General features: G+C 53.2%; 18 protein-coding genes and 1 pseudogene. 2 read left to right on the top strand and 17 right to left on the bottom strand.

Annotated features, from left to right (window positions below; genetic code table 11):
• The 15 genes and pseudogenes from ACJHWR_RS22515 to traI all read right to left on the bottom strand — a co-directional run.
• Window positions 1-55 (bottom strand): IS1 family transposase (locus ACJHWR_RS22515; RefSeq protein WP_129692851.1); only part of this gene is annotated, 55 nt, incomplete at its 3' end.
• A 248-nt stretch (window positions 56-303) separates the two neighbouring features.
• Complete coding sequence (gene pemK-mt, locus ACJHWR_RS22510; RefSeq protein ID WP_000439434.1) at window positions 304-636, bottom strand: type II toxin-antitoxin system toxin endoribonuclease PemK-mt; 333 nt, start codon at window positions 634-636, stop codon at window positions 304-306.
• Window position 637: 1 nt separating this feature from the next.
• A complete protein-coding gene (pemI, locus tag ACJHWR_RS22505) occupies window positions 638-895 on the bottom strand; it encodes a type II toxin-antitoxin system antitoxin PemI (protein WP_000557619.1) in 258 nt (85 codons plus the stop codon).
• A 92-nt stretch (window positions 896-987) separates the two neighbouring features.
• Entirely contained in the window at window positions 988-1,641 is a 654-nt protein-coding gene (locus ACJHWR_RS22500; RefSeq protein WP_000616807.1) for a CPBP family intramembrane glutamic endopeptidase, read from the bottom strand.
• Between the two features lie 938 nt (window positions 1,642-2,579).
• Window positions 2,580-3,437 carry an incFII family plasmid replication initiator RepA gene (gene repA, locus ACJHWR_RS22495; RefSeq protein WP_000774297.1) on the bottom strand — a complete coding sequence of 286 codons (858 nt, stop codon included), beginning with the start codon at window positions 3,435-3,437 and terminating at the stop codon, window positions 2,580-2,582.
• Window positions 3,430-3,912 carry a hypothetical protein gene (locus tag ACJHWR_RS22490; protein WP_001273588.1) on the bottom strand — a complete coding sequence of 161 codons (483 nt, stop codon included), beginning with the start codon at window positions 3,910-3,912 and terminating at the stop codon, window positions 3,430-3,432. Before ACJHWR_RS22490 ends, repA begins: the two co-directional genes overlap by 8 nt.
• Window positions 3,905-3,979, bottom strand: coding sequence for a RepA leader peptide Tap (gene tap, locus ACJHWR_RS22485; RefSeq protein WP_001442103.1), 75 nt, complete (start codon window positions 3,977-3,979; stop codon window positions 3,905-3,907). Before tap ends, ACJHWR_RS22490 begins: the two co-directional genes overlap by 8 nt.
• A gap of 231 nt (window positions 3,980-4,210) precedes the next feature.
• On the bottom strand, window positions 4,211-4,468 hold the full coding sequence (locus ACJHWR_RS22480) for a replication regulatory protein RepA (RefSeq protein WP_000083845.1): 258 nt from the start codon (window positions 4,466-4,468) through the stop codon (window positions 4,211-4,213).
• A gap of 283 nt (window positions 4,469-4,751) precedes the next feature.
• Entirely contained in the window at window positions 4,752-4,901 is a 150-nt protein-coding gene (locus ACJHWR_RS22475) for a Hok/Gef family protein (protein ID WP_001312851.1), read from the bottom strand.
• 360 nt (window positions 4,902-5,261) lie between these two features.
• Window positions 5,262-5,336: pseudogene (locus tag ACJHWR_RS22470) on the bottom strand (endonuclease); the annotation flags it as partial.
• Window positions 5,337-5,581: 245 nt separating this feature from the next.
• A complete protein-coding gene (locus ACJHWR_RS22465) occupies window positions 5,582-5,794 on the bottom strand; it encodes an ANR family transcriptional regulator (protein WP_001299730.1) in 213 nt (70 codons plus the stop codon).
• A gap of 135 nt (window positions 5,795-5,929) precedes the next feature.
• Window positions 5,930-6,490 (bottom strand): fertility inhibition protein FinO, encoded by a 561-nt coding sequence (locus tag ACJHWR_RS22460; protein ID WP_000139315.1) that lies wholly within the window; start codon window positions 6,488-6,490, stop codon window positions 5,930-5,932.
• Between the two features lie 102 nt (window positions 6,491-6,592).
• Window positions 6,593-7,453 (bottom strand): alpha/beta hydrolase, encoded by an 861-nt coding sequence (locus tag ACJHWR_RS22455; RefSeq protein ID WP_000704513.1) that lies wholly within the window; start codon window positions 7,451-7,453, stop codon window positions 6,593-6,595.
• 58 nt (window positions 7,454-7,511) lie between these two features.
• Window positions 7,512-8,258 (bottom strand): conjugal transfer pilus acetylase TraX, encoded by a 747-nt coding sequence (traX, locus tag ACJHWR_RS22450; RefSeq protein ID WP_000205749.1) that lies wholly within the window; start codon window positions 8,256-8,258, stop codon window positions 7,512-7,514.
• Window positions 8,259-8,277: 19 nt separating this feature from the next.
• A complete protein-coding gene (gene traI, locus ACJHWR_RS22445; RefSeq protein ID WP_000986962.1) occupies window positions 8,278-13,548 on the bottom strand; it encodes a conjugative transfer relaxase/helicase TraI in 5,271 nt (1,756 codons plus the stop codon).
• An 81-nt stretch (window positions 13,549-13,629) separates the two neighbouring features.
• Between traI and vapB the strand changes: the two genes are divergently transcribed.
• Entirely contained in the window at window positions 13,630-13,857 is a 228-nt protein-coding gene (vapB, locus tag ACJHWR_RS22440) for a toxin-antitoxin system antitoxin VapB (RefSeq protein WP_000450520.1), read from the top strand.
• Window positions 13,857-14,255 (top strand): type II toxin-antitoxin system tRNA(fMet)-specific endonuclease VapC, encoded by a 399-nt coding sequence (locus ACJHWR_RS22435; protein WP_000911313.1) that lies wholly within the window; start codon window positions 13,857-13,859, stop codon window positions 14,253-14,255. Before vapB ends, ACJHWR_RS22435 begins: the two co-directional genes overlap by 1 nt.
• An 8-nt stretch (window positions 14,256-14,263) precedes the next feature.
• Here ACJHWR_RS22435 and traD read toward each other — a convergent pair whose 3' ends face one another.
• Together traD and traT are read right to left on the bottom strand one after the other, a co-directional pair.
• Window positions 14,264-16,417 (bottom strand): type IV conjugative transfer system coupling protein TraD, encoded by a 2,154-nt coding sequence (gene traD, locus ACJHWR_RS22430; RefSeq protein WP_000009324.1) that lies wholly within the window; start codon window positions 16,415-16,417, stop codon window positions 14,264-14,266.
• 252 nt (window positions 16,418-16,669) lie between these two features.
• Window positions 16,670-17,401: a conjugal transfer complement resistance protein TraT gene (traT, locus tag ACJHWR_RS22425; RefSeq protein WP_023565183.1), complete on the bottom strand. Its 732-nt coding sequence runs from the start codon at window positions 17,399-17,401 to the stop codon at window positions 16,670-16,672.
• Window positions 17,402-17,421 lie beyond the last annotated feature (20 nt).

Raw genomic sequence — 17,421 nt, 5'->3', positions numbered from 1 at the left:
GCACCACCCCGTCAGTAGCTGAACAGGAGGGACAGCTGATAGAAACAGAAGCCACTGGAGCACCTCAAAAACACCATCATACACTAAATCAGTAAGTTGGCAGCATCACCGGAACTTCAAAACTGCGCAAAACACGCAAATACGCACAAGAAAGTAGGGCTGCGCTTGGAATTCGGAAAATAAACCACATCAAAACTACTTTTTAGCCAAATAACGTTTGGGAATCACCAGAATGGTGGGACAACAGCGGTTTTAGTGCCCTAAATCGTACGTTTTCATCCAGTTGCCCCTCAAACCCCATGTTCAAGTCAGAATAGTGGACAGGCGGCCAAGAACTTCGTTCATGATAGTCTCCGGAACCCGTTCGAGTCGTTTTCCGCCCCGTGCTTTCATATCAATTGTCCGGGGTTGATCGCAACGTACAACACCTGTGGTACGTATGCCAACACCATCCAACGACACCGCAAAGCCGGCAGTGCGGGCAAAATTGCCTCCGCTGGTTACGGGCACAACAACAGGCAGGCGGGTCACGCGATTAAAGGCCGCCGGTGTGACAATCAGCACCGGCCGCGTTCCCTGCTGCTCATGACCTGCGGTAGGATCAAGCGAGACAAGCCAGATTTCCCCTCTTTCCATGTCAGATTTCCTCCTGACCAGTCGCCGGTGCATCCAGCCATTCTCGTTCTTCAGCTGATATTTCAGCATTCGGATCACACTGTGCCAGTAGCTCAGCCAGTGAATATTGCGGGCGTCTGTACGGCTCAACAATCAGCCGGCCATTATCAATGACCATGCCAACTTCATTATCTGTGCCCAGAGACAGCGCATTCAGCAGTGCCGGTGGGACGGTCAGCATAACTGAGCCGCCAACCCTCTTCAGTCGGGTGGTATGCATTCTTCACCTCCATAAAAGTTATATTTAAATATAACATCCACTAAAAAAACACACCAGGCTTTAACGCACAATGTTTAATAAAAATATAACTTTCAACCAAACAGTAAACCCAGCGTGGTTGCTTCCATATGCAGCAATACCGGCAGCAGCAGGCCACCACTTCTGATCCTGGCCACTGATGTAATCAACCCCACCAGGAACAGTTCTGCCAGTGTCAGCAGGTTCTGATACTGGCTGTGCGCGGCGACGAACAACAACGACGTTATCAGCGCCCCCAGCCACATCGTCCAGCAGTACCGTGAACGGAAGACGTTCAGCATAATCCCCCGGAACAGCGTTTCCTCATTCAACGGGGCAAGGATAAAGATGGTCAGCAACGTCAGGATCACGTCAGGTATGGACTTATCGGCAAAAAGTTTCGTCATAAATGGCTCAGCAGGCAGAGCCAGCGCCTTACCGAGCAGAAATACACCGACATACACCACGGCCATCGCACCGACCAGCCACGGTACGCCAACGTTGCGCAGCTGACCAACGACCGGTAGCGGAGCTATCCAACGGCGGTATACCAGGAAAACACACAGCAGGTACATCAGAACAGTACCATGACTGAAGAACAAATAGTTTTTTCCTGATCCATAAAGCAGAACGGCCTGCTCCATGACAAATCTGGCTCCCCAACTAATGCCCCATGCAGCCAGCATAACCAGCATAAACTGCAGATATTGATTACGTGTTTGAATCATTGCATCGCCTGTAAATTTTTAACTTGTCCTATTTTTGTCATTACCACGTATATACACATGTATAACAATTCAGATATCGTTACCAGGATATGCCGCATCAGCGGCATGGAAGGCGGCACTCTGTTGTTTCATATGATACAGGAGTAAAACCGCCGAAGCCCGGCGTAAGCCGGTACTGATTGATAGATTTCACCTTACCCATCCCCAGCCCTGCCAGACCATACCCGCTTTCAGCCATGAGAGAGCTTCTGTGCGCGGTCGGAGTGGTCCCGACGAGGGTTTACCCGAAGTCGGGGCGTATCTCCGCGTTAGCGGGCCGTGAGGGCCGCTTACGAGCGTGTACTGAGAACTTCCAGCGAGAAGACTGACAGCGATGAAGATGTAGTTACAACATTCATAATTAAAAGCGACTCTGTTCCGGCCCGAAGGGCCGGGGCGGGGCCGCTTTTCAGTTATGAGGGAGGGGCTTTGTGGTTTCAGTTCTGCGCTGGTTCGGGGTTTTTCTGGAGGTTGGTTTTGTGTGTTGTAACTAAAGTGGCTCCGGTTGGGGCCCGCCGTTTACGGTGGGAGGTGCATATCTGTCTGTCCACAGGACAGGCAGTGAATAGGTTTTCTTTTTAAATGAATGTAATTAAGTAGTTTAAAGGAGATATAAACAGGTGTTTAAAAGATACATTGCACCCTGTAAGGCTGGCGCCTGGCGCTTTATGACATGAACGGTTGTAACCTTATGGGGAAGTCCATTGCAGTTAAATGTGGATAAGCAAAATTCCCCGTCTGTGAGGCGTGTTTTGTATCAAAAACAGGGGGGGCCAGATGCACCAGAAGGTGGATGATGAGGTTGTTTTTTGTATGAGGTGCTGCTTTTTTGTTCGCTGGCAGGCTTCAGGCGTGCGAATGCCTCCGGTGCGGGCCGGATTATTCAGAAGAGGTCACTTTCAGGGGGAAGCTGTGGCCAGCCGGCTGTAATTACGGTTACGTGACAGAATCATGCGCTCTTTCACACGACGCTCCACTTCGCGTTTTACCGCCTCACGATTGGCAGTGAAGCGCCCTTCCGAGATTTCACGCGTCAGCTGCCGTTTCACCAGGGTGACGATATCCTGACGTTCCCTGTTCGCATCACGACGCGCACGGGCACGCTTTATTCCACGGGACTTAAGCTCTGTCTGGTAACTGCGGAAACGCTCACGCACAAAACGCCAGGCTTTCGCTATCAGTTCATCCATACCCAGGGTATCCAGCCCCTGCTTTTTGCGCTGTCTGTTTTCCCATTCAACACGACTGCGGCGCGCAGCAACCACTGCATCCTCAGACACATCAAGGGCGGCAAATAACGCCGGTGTGAACGTGATATCGGTCGGAATGTAGCACCCGATAAGCGGATCATATTCCGTCTGGTAGGTAATCAGTCCCAGCTCTGCAAGGAACGTCAAGGCTCGGGAGGCCCGGGTGATGGAGAGTTTTCCGGCAGCAGACTCCGTCGCCAGTCCGCACTCAATGGCCAGCGTAGTGATGGAGCACTGGACGCGGTTGGCCAGCGGGTCATAGTGAAAACACAGCCCCTGCAGCAGCGCATCAATAGCCCGGCGACGCAGTACCGGTGGCATGCGCCGACGCAGTCCCTTCGAACGGGCATGTGCCACATGAATGGCGAAATCAAAACGGGAGGTGAAGCCCACCGCCTTTTCCATCAGTTTTTCGCAGAACTTCAGCGTTCCGGCACCTTCACGGGGTGTGAACACCGGATTCGGATTTTTAACCTGTGAATAGTATTTTTGAAGGAGATCAGCCATGTCCCCCTCCAACACTATTCCCCCTCCTACGGGCGGTAACTAGCTCGTCTGGGCCGACACGTAAAGTTTCGAACATATCTGGTCTGAACCAGATGGTTCCTCCATCAAAAGCGATGAGATGAAGATCATTATCAAGAGTTTTGAGGGCTCTCCAAACACGAGTGTATGAACCTCCACTACAAACTGAAAGCTCTTTAACAGATAAGTTAACTTTGTTCGTATCAGGGATGTAGTGTGCGCACATTACTTGTACGAGGGAAACATAAAAACTAACCATCGACGCGCTGATTTTATTTTTACGTTTGCCATGCGCTATTGCAAGCAAACCTCTGATGAAGATCAGATGCTTGAAGGAGTCAAAATGAGCCCTTTTCTGGAGAAGGCTGCAAAACGGGTGAGGATACTTGCTGGAATCAATGTGAAGATCTGATTCAATCCCACCCGCTATTACTGAATGTGTTTCATGATTAGCCACACCATCCTGCACTTACAATGCACAGAAGGAGTGAGCACAGAAAGAAGTCTTGAACTTTTCCGGGCATATAACTATACTCCCCGCATAGCTGAATTGTTGGCTATGCGGTTTTATGGGGCCCCGGTAATCTTTCTAGTCGCCAAACTTGAAGAAGATTATCGGGGTTTTCGCTTTTCTGGCTCCTGTAAATCCACATCAGAACCAGTTCCCTGCCACCTTACGGCGTGGCCAGCCACAAAATTCCTTAAACGATCAGCAATCTACCACTCACTCCTGAGATAAGCAAGAATGTGAATATTTACGAAGTCGCTCTGCGTTTCAGCTCTGATTCAATCAGTTTTTCAAGCATCTGCGCCTGAGTAATACCTTCCTCATCCGCCAGTTCACTCAGCCTGTCTTTTAACCGGGCCTGAATAACCGCATGAAAAGCCTTATGAGTGTTGCTTCTGCGAGCCAGAGAAGCTCTTTGCCTCTCTCTGGCCGGAACAGGGTTACCTTTCCGGTATGTACGCTTGGTGCCTGATGAGGAAGTCACTGCATTTTCTGTCTGCGACATCTCGCCTCCTCAATTCTCAAACAGGGATCGTTTCGCAGAGAATACTACAGTTTTTTGAAATCAGCGACTTGAAAGTTGTGACGATGATCTGTGTTGGCGCACAAATCATGTCTGATTACGACCGTTTAATGTGATTTTGATAATGAAATGACTGAAAAGCTGGAAATGCCTTAGCCAGGGTGCCGGCCCCGGGCGGGACCGGCTGTTTCTGGTATATAGGGTGTCTGCCCCTGAAATACCTCACACTTCCGGAAAGCGGGGACTTCCGTCCCCGCCCGGCAGCTTACTTCCGTGCTTCGTAGGCCAGAGTTACCTGCACCACTGTATTTCCTCTGTGAATATTCAGCTCACATAACCGTTCCCTGAATATCAGTGAAAAACACAACACCGTGGCGCACACGGCGAGCAACCCGATAAGGGCATATTTCGTCATAAACTTTGACCTCTCAGCAAAGAAGAGGCTACAATCAGTAGTGTTAAGGTACTTCATGCAGACCTCACGAGTTAATGGATTAACGAGTGGGGTCTTCGCATTTCTGGTACCTGCGTCTTGCCTGAACCAGAAAGGCTCAAACACCCGCCGCGATAATACCACATTCCCTGTTGCTGACTATTACCCCCATTTGCCTGTTTTTGTTACAAAAACGCCGGGAGCGGGGGAAAACTTACTTTTTCCCGTTTCCGGGGGGGACAACTGAGCATTGCGAACGCGTCAGCTACGATGTTCCGGTGATTGCTGATCAGCCCCTGTTGTATTCATAAACTAATTAACATTCATTCTGTCTGGTGCATAAATCTGCCCGTGAACATCTGCAGACAATACCGGCCATGAAAAGATAAATAATACCAGTGGAATATATTTCCTCATGTTATTCTCCATATCAGATAAATGGCACCTGTATTTCAGCCCCCCTGAATATCGCAGCACACATTGAATAAGACCTTATTTTGTGAAATTAATCACAAAATATAAAATCGCGACTTAATACGGAAAAAACTCTGTGCTACTCAGAACTGGCCGGTCATACTGCCCGACCGGATATTAAAAAAAGCAAATCTCATAAACTCCTTTCAGCCTTCTGACTCCTGGAGTAATGAAGGCTGCTTTTTTCGTTACACCCTTCCCCGGCAGCGCCGGTGGCAGTGTTCAGCCCTTTTCCGGGCAAACTGTTGCCAGTCTGTCCGGGGAGCTATGCAGGCAGCCCGTCGCCATGCTTCTGCCGCTTCCATCCAGCGTCCACTGACCTCCAGAATAACGGCCCGCCCGCCGGCACGCTGGTAACGCCAGACCTGACCGTTCCGTGAACTGTTTCTGAATCCATTCATTTTTCTGCTCCTCCCTTTTAGTCGTCAGTATTATTGTGGTAAATAATTCAGTGGACTGGCTTCCTTTCGGGTACGGAAGTTATTTCCTTTTAAGCCTTATTGTTTCAGCCTCCCCGGTTTCCGGGGAGGCTTTTTTTATTTCCCATCAAGCACGGCCTGAAGTTCTGCCTTTGTCCGGTTCTGGCGGCGAATTTTCTCCAAACGCCCTGCCGCATACGCTTCCTCCTCCTGAGAAATATGCTCCGTCACATACCCTTCCGTGTCATACCGGCAGGCACCGGCTTTCATGGCACACAGATAGCTTTCTGAACGGGTGATGGCCTTCAGCGCCCGGCGCAGTTTTTTATGCGAGAGCGGGATATTCCGCTGCGCCACGTCTTCCAGTAACACGTCCCGGATACCGCAGGCCAGAAGCCGGGGCGTGTTACCGTCAAACAATCCCGGCCACCAAGGTTTCAGAGTGTTCACCGCCTCATCCAGCGAGGGCAGCGTCAGATAAATGGACAGCGCCTGTCTGGCCTGTGCTTTCTTCGCCGCCAGCTCTGCTTCCCGGGCAGCCTTCTCCGCCAGTTTCTGCTTTTTCACCTTCCATTTTGGTGGCGTGGTGACATTGATGATGGTTTTCCGGCTCCGGGTCGGTGTTTCCCCTTCCGTTTTCCGTTTCAGTGTCAGTACCGGTCGTTTCTGCTCTGTCATGATTGCCCTGACCTTTGTGAAAATATGTCCTCCAGGTCGTTGAAACTACTCACTATGATATTAAGCTGACCTCAACGACCTCTGACATATTAATACCGACAATTAAAGATGTTTTTTAAACCATTGCGTCTGTACTGCCGCCACACGTTCAAAAAACGCGCCTTTATAAATATCATAATGGCATGCGTCAGCTTCCTCGTATAATTCCTTAGTACCAGAAGCAACAGCATCATATAAGGCTCTTCCCTGTTCTGGTGGATTAACACTATCCTGGCCGGCAATAACAACCAAAACTGGGCACTGTACTTTGGCTGCGCTCTCTGCCGGTTTATATTGCAACGTCTCCATAACCGTAAGGAAAGGTATTTTTATATCCATTTCAGGATACTGACCTTTTACCTTCTCGAAGAATACCTTTGATTCATTATCACTCAGTACCCGGGTAACCCCCACAAACATCTCTTTCCCGGTATTTTTCTTCTTTTCTGCCATTTTATTCAGCGTGGACAGAAAAGAAGCTTTCTCCAGTTCATTCATTTCTCCGGTAACCAGAACCTCACCGTCAGCAAAAGCCAGCTGGCTGACAATACTTTTCACTCTTTTATCCTGCGCAGCTGCATTGAATACATGACACCCACCCAGCGATGTTCCCCATAATCCTATACGCTGATTATCAATACATACCTGCTTTTCTGCCCAATTGATAACTGAAATAATATCTTCGGTCTGCATTGCCGGAACCAGACGACCTCGTTCCCCTTCACTCTCACCGAATCCACGATAATCAAAAGTAATCGTTGCAAACCCGGCTTCTGTAAACGCATTCGCAAAGGAAGGCAGCAGAACATTCCGGATACCGCAAAATCCATGGCATAAGAGAATCAAAGGATGTTTTATATTTCCTTCCGGGACACGAAATGTCAGGGCAATACCTTCAGGGAGTTTGTGATCCGTAATTTTCATAAATATCCTGTGTTATGTTGTTTATTAATAAGCAGAATCAGCGCCAGCATCATACCAGTCACACAGCCAGAACGCCCAGCACAGTAAGATGACAGGCATAGAACGTCGGGAAAAAATCCCCGTACCAGAAACGGGGTAGTGATTTCCCTGTACAGGACACCAGACCAACAGTCAGCACCGTCATCACAAGGCCGGCCACCGCCGCTGCATCACTGGTGGCAAGGTTAAGCGCCGGAATAACAGCCAGCAGGCAGGCGACCAGCGCCAGACGTTCCATTCTGTCTTCCGCCCGGTACAGCCTGTGGCTGACTGCCAGCATCAGCAGCCCGGCAATGCCGTAACTGGTGCCGGAGAAAGGCAACCACATTGCCAGAAGCAACATGGTCTCTGCGGAACGCCACCAGGTGCGCGTTTCACACCATGTCAGCACCTGTGCCGCAACTGCAAAGGCAAACAGGATATTCCCCTCATACCAAGGAAAGCCGGCCAGATAATATGCGAACTGGGCAATCACCGCCCATCCCCACAGCCGGTTAATGGCCTCCTGCCGGATATGCGTATGACGGGACAGATTCAGCCCCCACACCAGGGCAAACAGCGGAAAGGCCCCACGCCCGACCAGAAACATCCACGACTGGTCCAGATGCAGAATGCGGTTTGCATGGTCCAGAACCATCAGCACCAGTGCCACCGTTTTGATGATATCCCGCTGTCCGGGTGACCAGACCAGCAACGACTGCAACCAGGTATCGGTCCGGGCAGCCAGTGAATCATTACGTGTTGTGTTCGTGTTATCCGTTGTCATCAGCGTTTATCTTCCTGTGTCAGTCTCCGCCCAGGGTTTTCTCTTTCTGCAGGTCACGAACCATATCCCGCTCCATCTGCTGCAGTCGCTCCTGCAGCAGATTTTCCCGGGCAACCTCCCGGACCGCTTCCCGCACCCGTTGTGGTTCACGCAGTACACTCTCCGGCAGCGCGGCTTCCCGTTCAGATATGGCAGACCGGTCACGCTCCAGCCCGGCAATATCCCTGACAGCCTGCTCTGTTTTGCCGTCCGGCAGGTCAGGTTTGTTCTCTGCCATTTTACGGACAATTTCATCCGCACGGCGTTCCGTTTCACGGCGGATGGCCTCTTCAGCCTGCCGCTGTGCCAGTACCTCTGCCGTGACCGGTTCGCCATTTCCGGCTCCCGGCTGAACGCTGTTGTCCGGGATATCCCCCCACACGCGACCACCGGTGATGGTTCTGGGATTCCACGGACGACCTTCACCGGCGATTCTTACCACCACACCGCTGTCAGGATTATCACGGGCAATCCGGACACCATCCTGCATATTATCAGCCAGCAGGCTCTCTCCGTTACGGCTGCCCTGCAGGGCCACGAACTGCGCATCCCCGCTGCCTTTCACCCGGCCTTCACCACTGAAGCCCCGCAGCCCGTTTCCGTCATCCGTGGTCAGCGGGTTCAGCCAGATACCAGCTGACTTGCCGTTACGGTCAAAAGCCGGCAGTGCCACATACGGCTGCGGATATTTGCGCCCGGGTGCAATAAACCGTGCAGGACTGTCTCCCCCGGCCAGCCCTGCCTGACGGAGAACGGCACGGCCGGCCACCACGTCCCGCAGCTCCCGCGCCGTACTGAACAGCCGCTCTGCATTCATGACCTCCCGGTCCGATTTCGGCTCTAGCACATCGTGGGCAGTTCCTTTCTGTACGGCATTGTTGATGGCATCCGTCCAGCCCTGACGGTTATCGGTGTACACCTGCACATGCTGCTTCATACGCGACAGGGCCACGTAGGCTGACTCAAAGCCGGCCATCAGTTTCCGGTTACCTTCCGTGCCTTCAAGCGCGATGGCAAAGGTTTCACTTGCCCCCTGCGCACCGTGGGCGGTGATGGCATAAGCCAGGTCAATATGTTGCTCTGCCCGCTCCTGACCTGGGCGAATCACCCGGATCTGCTGTCCGTCCGACAGCGTGACACTGTCACCGGAAACCGCTGTCACCGTCCAGACGCTGTTGGCCACATAACCTCGCTCCCGGTCACTCTTCGTGAAGCGCATCCGGTCACCGGTTCCCACCCGGATGGTGTCCGGGGTGTACAGTGTGACGCCTTCAGCCACCGCCTCCCGGGGCGAAATCAGCCGCGTGTTACCTTCCGCATCCTCCAGGGTTATCAGCCCGTCATCCTTGCTGATACCGGCAATCCGGTGATACACACTATCCACCAGGGCAAGGGCATCCGGGTTATTCTCCCAGGTGGAGAGACGACGCAGTTCTCCGTCACGTATATTCGCTGTGTTCAGGACAGGCACCATGACCTGCTCTTTGCCCAGCTCACCGGCCTTTTCCCGTGCATCATGAATCATGCTGTTCAGTACGCGCCGGTCCTCATTCAGGTGTGTGACAATCAGCGTCTGCTCCCGTGCTTCCGGTGTCCTGCCGGTATAGTCGCGGACAATGGCTTCATACAGTGTCATGGGGATATCCGGGAAAGCCTCGCCTTTCAGCATCGCCTTCTGCTGCGCTTCTGCCAGTTTCGCTTCCTGGCTGTGACTGAACTCCGTCACGGAGTGCTCCGGTGCCCATGCGCCCTCCTGACGGGGAACCTGAGACGGTTTCACACTCTCAAGCCCGGACAGTGCCCTTTCCACATCCCGGTTAATCAGGCTGTATACCGCCTCCCGCAGTTCCGGCGTCTGACGCACAATCTCCTTCATGATGACCACATCGGCAGCACTGCGCGTCTGCTGGAGACGGAAAGGCTGACCGGGCGCGATGGCCTGCAACTGGTCCGTGTCACCACTGGCCACGGCACGACCGCCACCGGCCGCAATCAGGGCGTATGCCCGTGCCATGTCGGTATTGCCCACCATAGAGCTCTCATCGAGCAGGAACAGCGTGTTGCTGAAATTCGGCGTTTCTCCGCTGCGCTGCAGCAGCTGCGTGTCATGCAGAAAGGACGCCAGCGTCTGTGCATCCACGCCGGCGCTGCGCATCTCACCGACCGCACGGTGCGTGGGCCCCAGCCCCACGACACGGGGACGTTCACTCTCCGGCAGCATGTTCACGGCTGACATCACCGCCCGGAACTGTGTGGTCTTACCCACACCGGCATAGCCCTGCACCACCGTGAAACGGTCGGACGTTTCCAGTATCATGCGGGTAGCGGCACGCTGTCCTGATGTCAGTTTCTCCATGAGTTCGCCAGGTACTCTCTCCATCAGTGGCGTGACCGCCTCCTTACCTTCGAGAATATGGCGAAGAATGCTCTTTTCTGCCTCATACGACGCACGGGAAACCAGCAGGCCTGTGCCATAGCCTTTTGCCACATCCACATACAGTAAATCACCGCGTTTTATCTGCGCATTGATTTCCCCTCCCAGTTCAGTAAAACTGGTTCCTTCTGCAGCAAACGACTTCGCCTCTGTCAGCAGGTCCACCATGCTGAAGGCCAGGTTTTTACTTTCCACCACAGGAAGCGCCAGATGAATAGCCTGCTGTGCCGGCGTGTGAAGCCCGGTTTTCTGCAGACTGATAGCGGTTTCCAGCAATGTCTCACCGGCACGCGCCTTTATCTGCTCAGAAACCACCGTAAAGGAGGGATGGCGGGCAAGTTTTTCCGCAGTACGGGTTTCATCCAGTGAGGAATACAGCCGGACATCACGACCGCTGCGGGCCAGACCGTTCAGGGTGGCGTTGTCCATTGCCATCTGTGTGACGGAGGCAAAAACCTTCGCACTGTCGCTGACGGAATGCCCGGGCGTTTCCACCCAGCCGTTCTCCAGCTTCAGTGCCATGAATGGTGAATCGCTCACAGGCAGGGAGGCCGGTTCAGCCCGCCCCGGCACAACAACCGTCATCGCATCTTCACTGACGGATGCCACCTGCAGGCGGTCACCGCCGGAGACGCGGAGTCCGGGAATTTTCCCTGTCACCCTCAGTCGCTCGCCGTCTGCCACCGGCATTTTTTCCGGCCGGAACAGCGACCAGCTGCTGTCCAGGGAGGAAATACGCACCACCTGCGTTTCATCCTGCGCATCCCGCAGGGTCAGGCTGTTACTCTGCGCCGTCACCCGGTCGATAACATAGCGGTCATGACTGCGTGTCTCCGGGTTCCACTGCTCCATCACCATCCCCGGACGGTACATATCCCGCAGATAACGGCTCCGGCTGTCCAGCCAGACCGGCGACAGGGCGGTCATGGTTACCTCCGGGCGTCCGAGCACGCCCTGTGTTTTCAGCTCACTGCGAATGGCCTGTGTCAGTATGGCCTGTTCCCGTACCCCGCTGACCTGTGCCACGCTCTCTTCTCCGGCTTTCACGCTGGCAGCAAAATCTCCTGCCAGCCGGGCATAGCGGACATTACGGTCCGGTTCACTGATGATGGTGGCCGGCCGCTGTTCTCCCCCCTGCCAGCGATATGTGTTCACCCCGGCATCTTTCATGGCCATCAGTGCACTGCCTGTACCGGTTCGCTGCCCGCTGTCGGTTATCAGGACCTGTACGTTATGACGTGCGGCACCGTCCAGCAGGGTTAACGTCTCTTTCAGGGAGAGTTTTTCGCCCTGGTCAACGATAACAGTATTGCCCGGCGTGAAGGCCATGCCCTCCTGCAGCTGACGACGTCCGGTTATCAGCTCACCGGACAGCCGTTCATCCTGCTTCAGGTTCATCTGCGAGCGACGGTCAGCGGCGATAATCTGCACCTCCCGCCCCTGCTCCCGGGCCATCATGACCAGCTCCGCCACCCGCTCACGCTGCCCGGCTGCACCGCCCTGCCCGGACACAATAGCCAGCGACGGGCGATCCTGTGCCAGAACACTGACCGCATCGCTGTAACCGGCCGTCCGGGGGACACTTTTCTCCGGATGTACGGTCACCCGGTTCTGTTTCATGATGTCACGACTGAGTGCCCGGACTGACAGCTCATCGAGCACATGAATCCCGGACGTGAACAGCCCCTTCTCACGATCGAGGGGGATAAGCTGCTCACGGCTGATGGCCTCATCGATACCGGCGCGTGCCCGTTCAATCACACCATTTTCCGGCGGCAGTATGCCGACCGTTCTGGCCAGCACGTCCGTGTACGTAAACTGCACTTTGCGTTCACTTAATCCGGCAATGGCCTGTGTCACCGCCTGCTGCACATCCGGCCCGTCCTGTGAAGCGGGTCCGGGCGTCTGCGTGCGGGTCTCCGCCCGTTGGTCCGCCGCGTCACGATACGCCCGGATGTCGAACCCGGTTTCCTTCAGCGTCTGCATCCATTCAGCCATTCTGACTTCAGGATCGACGTGCTGTTTGGATTTTCGCGTATCCAGTGCCGCCACATCCCGGGATTTCAGCGAGGCGTCTTCCCCGACGGCCTCCCGGATAGCCTGTGAGCGTCCGGAGAAGGCCTCCACCGGTACGCCCGGCATCTCCCACATACCGTGCTTACCAACCACTTCCGTTTCATAGCCTAGCGCCTCAACCTGCTCTTTCAGTTTTTCCCGGTAGAGCCTGCCGAAGGCAATCTGATTAGCGTACACATTCTCAATGAACCCCGTTTTCCCCACTTTGTCACTGCTCAATGTCTTCCACTCGCCGTTATGCTGCGTGACATTGGCCACTACCGCATGTGTGTGTAACTGTGGTTCCTGATCGCGACTGGTGTCGTGGTTAAACAGTGCCATCACCAGATTACCGGTCAGCACCGTTTCTGACTGTCCGTCCGTCATAACCCGTGTGGAAGCCAGCGCCTCCACCTGACGGACAGCAAAATCCACGGCCTGGTTATGTGCATCAATAAGACGTTTATCACCGCCTAACATGGCCATCACGGAGACACTTTTGGGGGCGGAGAAGGTCAGGTCGTAGCCGGGACGATGCTTATTACTGCCATCCTGCATGCGGCTTAAATCCGCTCCGTCCGGCAGCTTCCCCTCCAGAAGACGGGTAAAAACATCCTTATCGACGCTGCCCTGCAGCCCCAGCTGTTCAGCCCCCCTGCCGGCCCAGCGTTCTCCCATGCTGCCCAGCACATAGTAATTATCCTTGTCGGTATAATAGTTACCGGCACTTCCGGCCGATCTGACCTGCGCGATACTCATCATAAACGTATATCCCTTTGACATATCCCGGTATCAATCCCACAATGGATATACACAAGACATATCCACATAAGGAGGCAAATAATGGAAACCACCGTATTTTTCAGCAACCGCAGCCAGGCGGTCAGACTGCCAAAAGCGGTTGCATTGCCGGAAAACGTAAAACGCGTTGAAGTGATTGCTGTCGGACGAACCAGAATCATTACGCCAGCCGGAGAGACATGGGACGAATGGTTCGACGGACACAACGTCAGCGCCGATTTTATGGATAACAGGGAACAGCCCGGCATGCAGGAAAGGGAGTCATTCTGATGCTGAAGTTTATGCTCGATACCAACATCTGCATTTTCACGATAAAGAACAAACCCGCCAGCGTCAGGGAGCGTTTTAACCTGAACCAGGGGAGAATGTGTATCAGTTCGGTCACCCTGATGGAGCTGATATATGGTGCAGAAAAAAGCCAGATGCCTGAACGTAATCTCGCTGTGATCGAGGGATTTGTTTCCCGCATTGATGTTCTGGATTACGACGCTGCCGCAGCCACACACAGCGGCCAGATAAGAGCAGAACTTGCCCGTCAGGGACGCCCTGTCGGGCCATTTGATCAAATGATCGCAGGTCATGCCCGCAGTCGGGGACTGATTATTGTGACTAATAACACCCGGGAATTTGAACGTGTGGACGGTCTGAGAATTGAAGACTGGAGCTGACCTGTTCATCAGAAATCATCTCCCGGCTCAACATCCTCCCCGCGCTCCCGGTGCACATTGATGTTCACCTCTTCACGACGCTGCATCTTCTGCTGGATATCCGGATTCTGCTCCCGTTGCCATGCCTCATAAACGGCCATATCCACCACTTCACCGGATTCACTGATCCCGGGTGGCAGTTGCTGTTCCATCTCTTCTTCCGGTTTCATTTTCAGCTCCTGCTCGATCCCCCCTGCCGGAACATTCACACCTGCATCTGACTTCTTATCGTTGATGGCAGGAGACACCGGCTGTTGCGGCTGTTCAGCCTGAGTCACGTCTTCTCCGGAAACAACCTCCGGGACATCCGGTTCGAAGAGGCTGGCCATCTGACGACCTTCTGCTTCCCTTGCGGCAAGTACGGCACTCAGACGGTTCTCCATTTCCGGGTTGATGTCACGCGGAATAAACTCCGGAGCGACCTTCGGTCGTGTCTGATATTTCAGGGAGAGTTTTACTGCCGGATACGGTCCGGGCAGGGTGACATAACAGGTCAGATCCGGCAGAGACTGAATGTCGGAATAACTGACCAGCGTCTGACGCTCCATATCCTTACCGGTCGATACCCCGTCACGTACCGGATCAGCACCGTAGGAATACTGCTCGCTGGCTTTCAGGTGCTCTTTCTCACCAATTTCACCGGCAGCGAACTCTGCAATCTTATGGCTGGGAGAACGGAAAAAGGCACGGGTGTTCATGACGTCAAACAGCGTGGCAGCCGCTTTCTCACCGTAGATATCTTCCAGCTGGGCATAGGACTGGATACCAAACACATAACAGCCACCGAACTTACGGGCTTCCGGCAGGATCTCCACCAGATCCGGCAGTTTGTGTAACGTGGGTAACTCGTCACAGAAAAACCACACACGACGGTTACGGTTTTCTCCCATTGCCAGCAGACCACGAATAGCAATGGACAGCCACATGGAGATCACCGGCTTCAGGGAGGCATGGGTGTCGGCGTTCGACGAAATAAACAGCCAGCCGTTTTTCTGATCTTCCCGGACACCACGCATCCAGTCACGGATGGTGAAGGGCTCACCGTTATGCTCAATCCCCTGCAGGTAACGGATGGCTTTCACGTAGTTGGTCAGCACAGCACGGATGGATATGGCCGTTTTCTCGATTTTCTCTTCCACCAGGTTGGCCGCCGGTGAATTACGCAGGAAGGTACGCAGCTTTTCAATTTTGATGGAAAGCAGTGTGTCCACCAGTTTGCTGTAGCTGCGGTTGGGGTCATTACGCATCAGGTATGCCGCTTCCGCAAAAATGGTACGTCCTGAACCCTGCCAGAACGGGTCCTCTTTTGTCCCCATCGGGATCAGAGTATTTGCGGTATTATCAAAATCTGGCTGTGTCAGGCACTCCTTCCACAAATCCCAGGCAGCACAGCGTGCATCCAGCGGATTCAGGATTTTATCGATGGAGGGATCATAGTAACTTTTAACAAATTCCCCCGAACGGTCATAAATCACCACCATATCACCACGCTGACGGGCGTAGTTGGCCAGACGACGGATAACCTCCGACTTACCGGCCCCGACAGTGCCGTGCAGACAGAAGTTCTGGATTTCAGAATCCCGGATAATCGGCAGATCGCCAATCCGGATATCGGAATCCTTGCCATCTTTTTTCAGCATCCTGGCCACCTCTTTCGGATTGTCAGTCAGCTGACGACCACCTGTGATTTCATTTTCGCTCTGTTGTTTACCCTGACGCCCCAGAATCCAGGAGACAACAAAGAAGGTGATCAGGCAGATAACCAGGGCCACGACAGACGCCAGAACGAATGCCGACCATAACTGCTCACCGCACCAGATCATATATTTATCATGCAGTACCTGAGCCGCGTTCATCCGGAAGGTTTTGCCGTAATACTGGATCTCATAGACCGGCTGGGACCTGATTAAATCCCGCATGCCTTCCAGCGTGGTGCACCACCAGTAAATGCAGCCATTCACAAACGTCTGCCAGCTTATTTTTACCCATAAAACCAGACCAACTAGGATCCAGAAAAAAATAAACAGGCAGTAAAGTATGATATTGGCGATCTGACTGAACATGCGGATACGCATGGACGCAATCTGACCGCCCTGGGTCATATCCTTTGCGTTAAAACTCATGATGATATTCTGAAGAAAGAAAGTCAGTCGGACTGATTATTAATGATGAAAAGATTAATAACCGTTAAATTCCGGCTTCGCCGGCAACACTTCACGGTCGCACAAAGAATTTGCACAACCGCTCAGTGTTTTCATATTTATTTCGGAAACGCCGGGGAGAAATAAAATTTATTTTATTTCTCCCCGGGGTTGGACAACGAGCAAAGCGAGGCGTCAGTCAGGAGGCCGGTCAGACCAGCCTCCGGAAGATAATCAGAGAATATTTGCGATTGATTTGGCCAGCTGGTCTTCGAGAACAGGCTTCGCCTCTTCAAATTTCAGGTTAACCTTGTTCGCATTTGAGACCACACGGGTCTGGTATTTATGCTGGTTACCTGTTTCAGTACTGGTCTGAATTTTCGCACCTGATGTGCCCTGACGCAGGGCGGCAACATTATCCGTTGTCACCGTTGCCTTAGTACGCTCTGCAATCTGCACATCCGTGATCATGGTATAGTTCACATCTTCCACCATCGCATCTGCAGCCATACCCACCAGACCGGCAGCAAGGCCCACACCGAGTGTGGCACCGGCAGAATTGGAATTATATCCGGTGATACCGGCACCTAACGCTGCACCAACTGCTGCGCCTTCATAACCACGGTTCAGCCATCCCTGAGACTCCCGCAGATCCATCTTATCGGCCTTCAGCACATTCGCCTGAATCCAGTAGTAGGCTTTATCCGGAGAAGTCACCACCTGATACCCTTTTGCTTTCACAGCATCAGCAATTTTGCCCTGCAGCCCACTCATGTCTTTATCAGACGTGTTTTTGATCTGCAGAAATACCGTGCGTTCGCTGGCGGGTTCAAGCCAGATGGTCTCACTCATCTGAGTCTTCACCTCAAGGTTACGCTTCTTGATTGCTGTGCTCATCGCACCACACCCTGAAAGGGCCAGAGTGGAACTGACCAGTGTAACCATCATCAATTTTTTTGTTTTCATCAAATTACCTTTTTTACAAA

Source organism: Escherichia sp. WS568, assembly GCF_046486085.1.
GTDB classification, from domain to species: domain Bacteria; phylum Pseudomonadota; class Gammaproteobacteria; order Enterobacterales; family Enterobacteriaceae; genus Escherichia; species Escherichia coli.
This window is presented reverse-complemented; position numbering and strand designations above follow the sequence as displayed.

Excerpts from the sequence above, each read along its gene's own strand:
- ACJHWR_RS22455 (WP_000704513.1), bottom strand. The coding sequence starts at position 7,453 with ATGAAAATTACGGATCACAAACTCCCTGAAGGTATTGCCCTGACATTT.
- ACJHWR_RS22475 (WP_001312851.1), bottom strand. The coding sequence starts at position 4,901 with ATGACGAAATATGCCCTTATCGGGTTGCTCGCCGTGTGCGCCACGGTG.
- traT (WP_023565183.1), bottom strand. The coding sequence starts at position 17,401 with ATGAAAACAAAAAAATTGATGATGGTTACACTGGTCAGTTCCACTCTG.
- pemK-mt (WP_000439434.1), bottom strand. The coding sequence starts at position 636 with ATGGAAAGAGGGGAAATCTGGCTTGTCTCGCTTGATCCTACCGCAGGT.
- ACJHWR_RS22480 (WP_000083845.1), bottom strand. The coding sequence starts at position 4,468 with ATGTCGCAGACAGAAAATGCAGTGACTTCCTCATCAGGCACCAAGCGT.
- repA (WP_000774297.1), bottom strand. The coding sequence starts at position 3,437 with ATGGCTGATCTCCTTCAAAAATACTATTCACAGGTTAAAAATCCGAAT.
- traD (WP_000009324.1), bottom strand. The coding sequence starts at position 16,417 with ATGAGTTTTAACGCAAAGGATATGACCCAGGGCGGTCAGATTGCGTCC.
- vapB (WP_000450520.1), top strand. The coding sequence starts at position 13,630 with ATGGAAACCACCGTATTTTTCAGCAACCGCAGCCAGGCGGTCAGACTG.
- ACJHWR_RS22465 (WP_001299730.1), bottom strand. The coding sequence starts at position 5,794 with ATGAATGGATTCAGAAACAGTTCACGGAACGGTCAGGTCTGGCGTTAC.
- ACJHWR_RS22435 (WP_000911313.1), top strand. The coding sequence starts at position 13,857 with ATGCTGAAGTTTATGCTCGATACCAACATCTGCATTTTCACGATAAAG.
- traX (WP_000205749.1), bottom strand. The coding sequence starts at position 8,258 with ATGACAACGGATAACACGAACACAACACGTAATGATTCACTGGCTGCC.
- ACJHWR_RS22500 (WP_000616807.1), bottom strand. The coding sequence starts at position 1,641 with ATGATTCAAACACGTAATCAATATCTGCAGTTTATGCTGGTTATGCTG.
- pemI (WP_000557619.1), bottom strand. The coding sequence starts at position 895 with ATGCATACCACCCGACTGAAGAGGGTTGGCGGCTCAGTTATGCTGACC.
- traI (WP_000986962.1), bottom strand. The coding sequence starts at position 13,548 with ATGATGAGTATCGCGCAGGTCAGATCGGCCGGAAGTGCCGGTAACTAT.
- ACJHWR_RS22460 (WP_000139315.1), bottom strand. The coding sequence starts at position 6,490 with ATGACAGAGCAGAAACGACCGGTACTGACACTGAAACGGAAAACGGAA.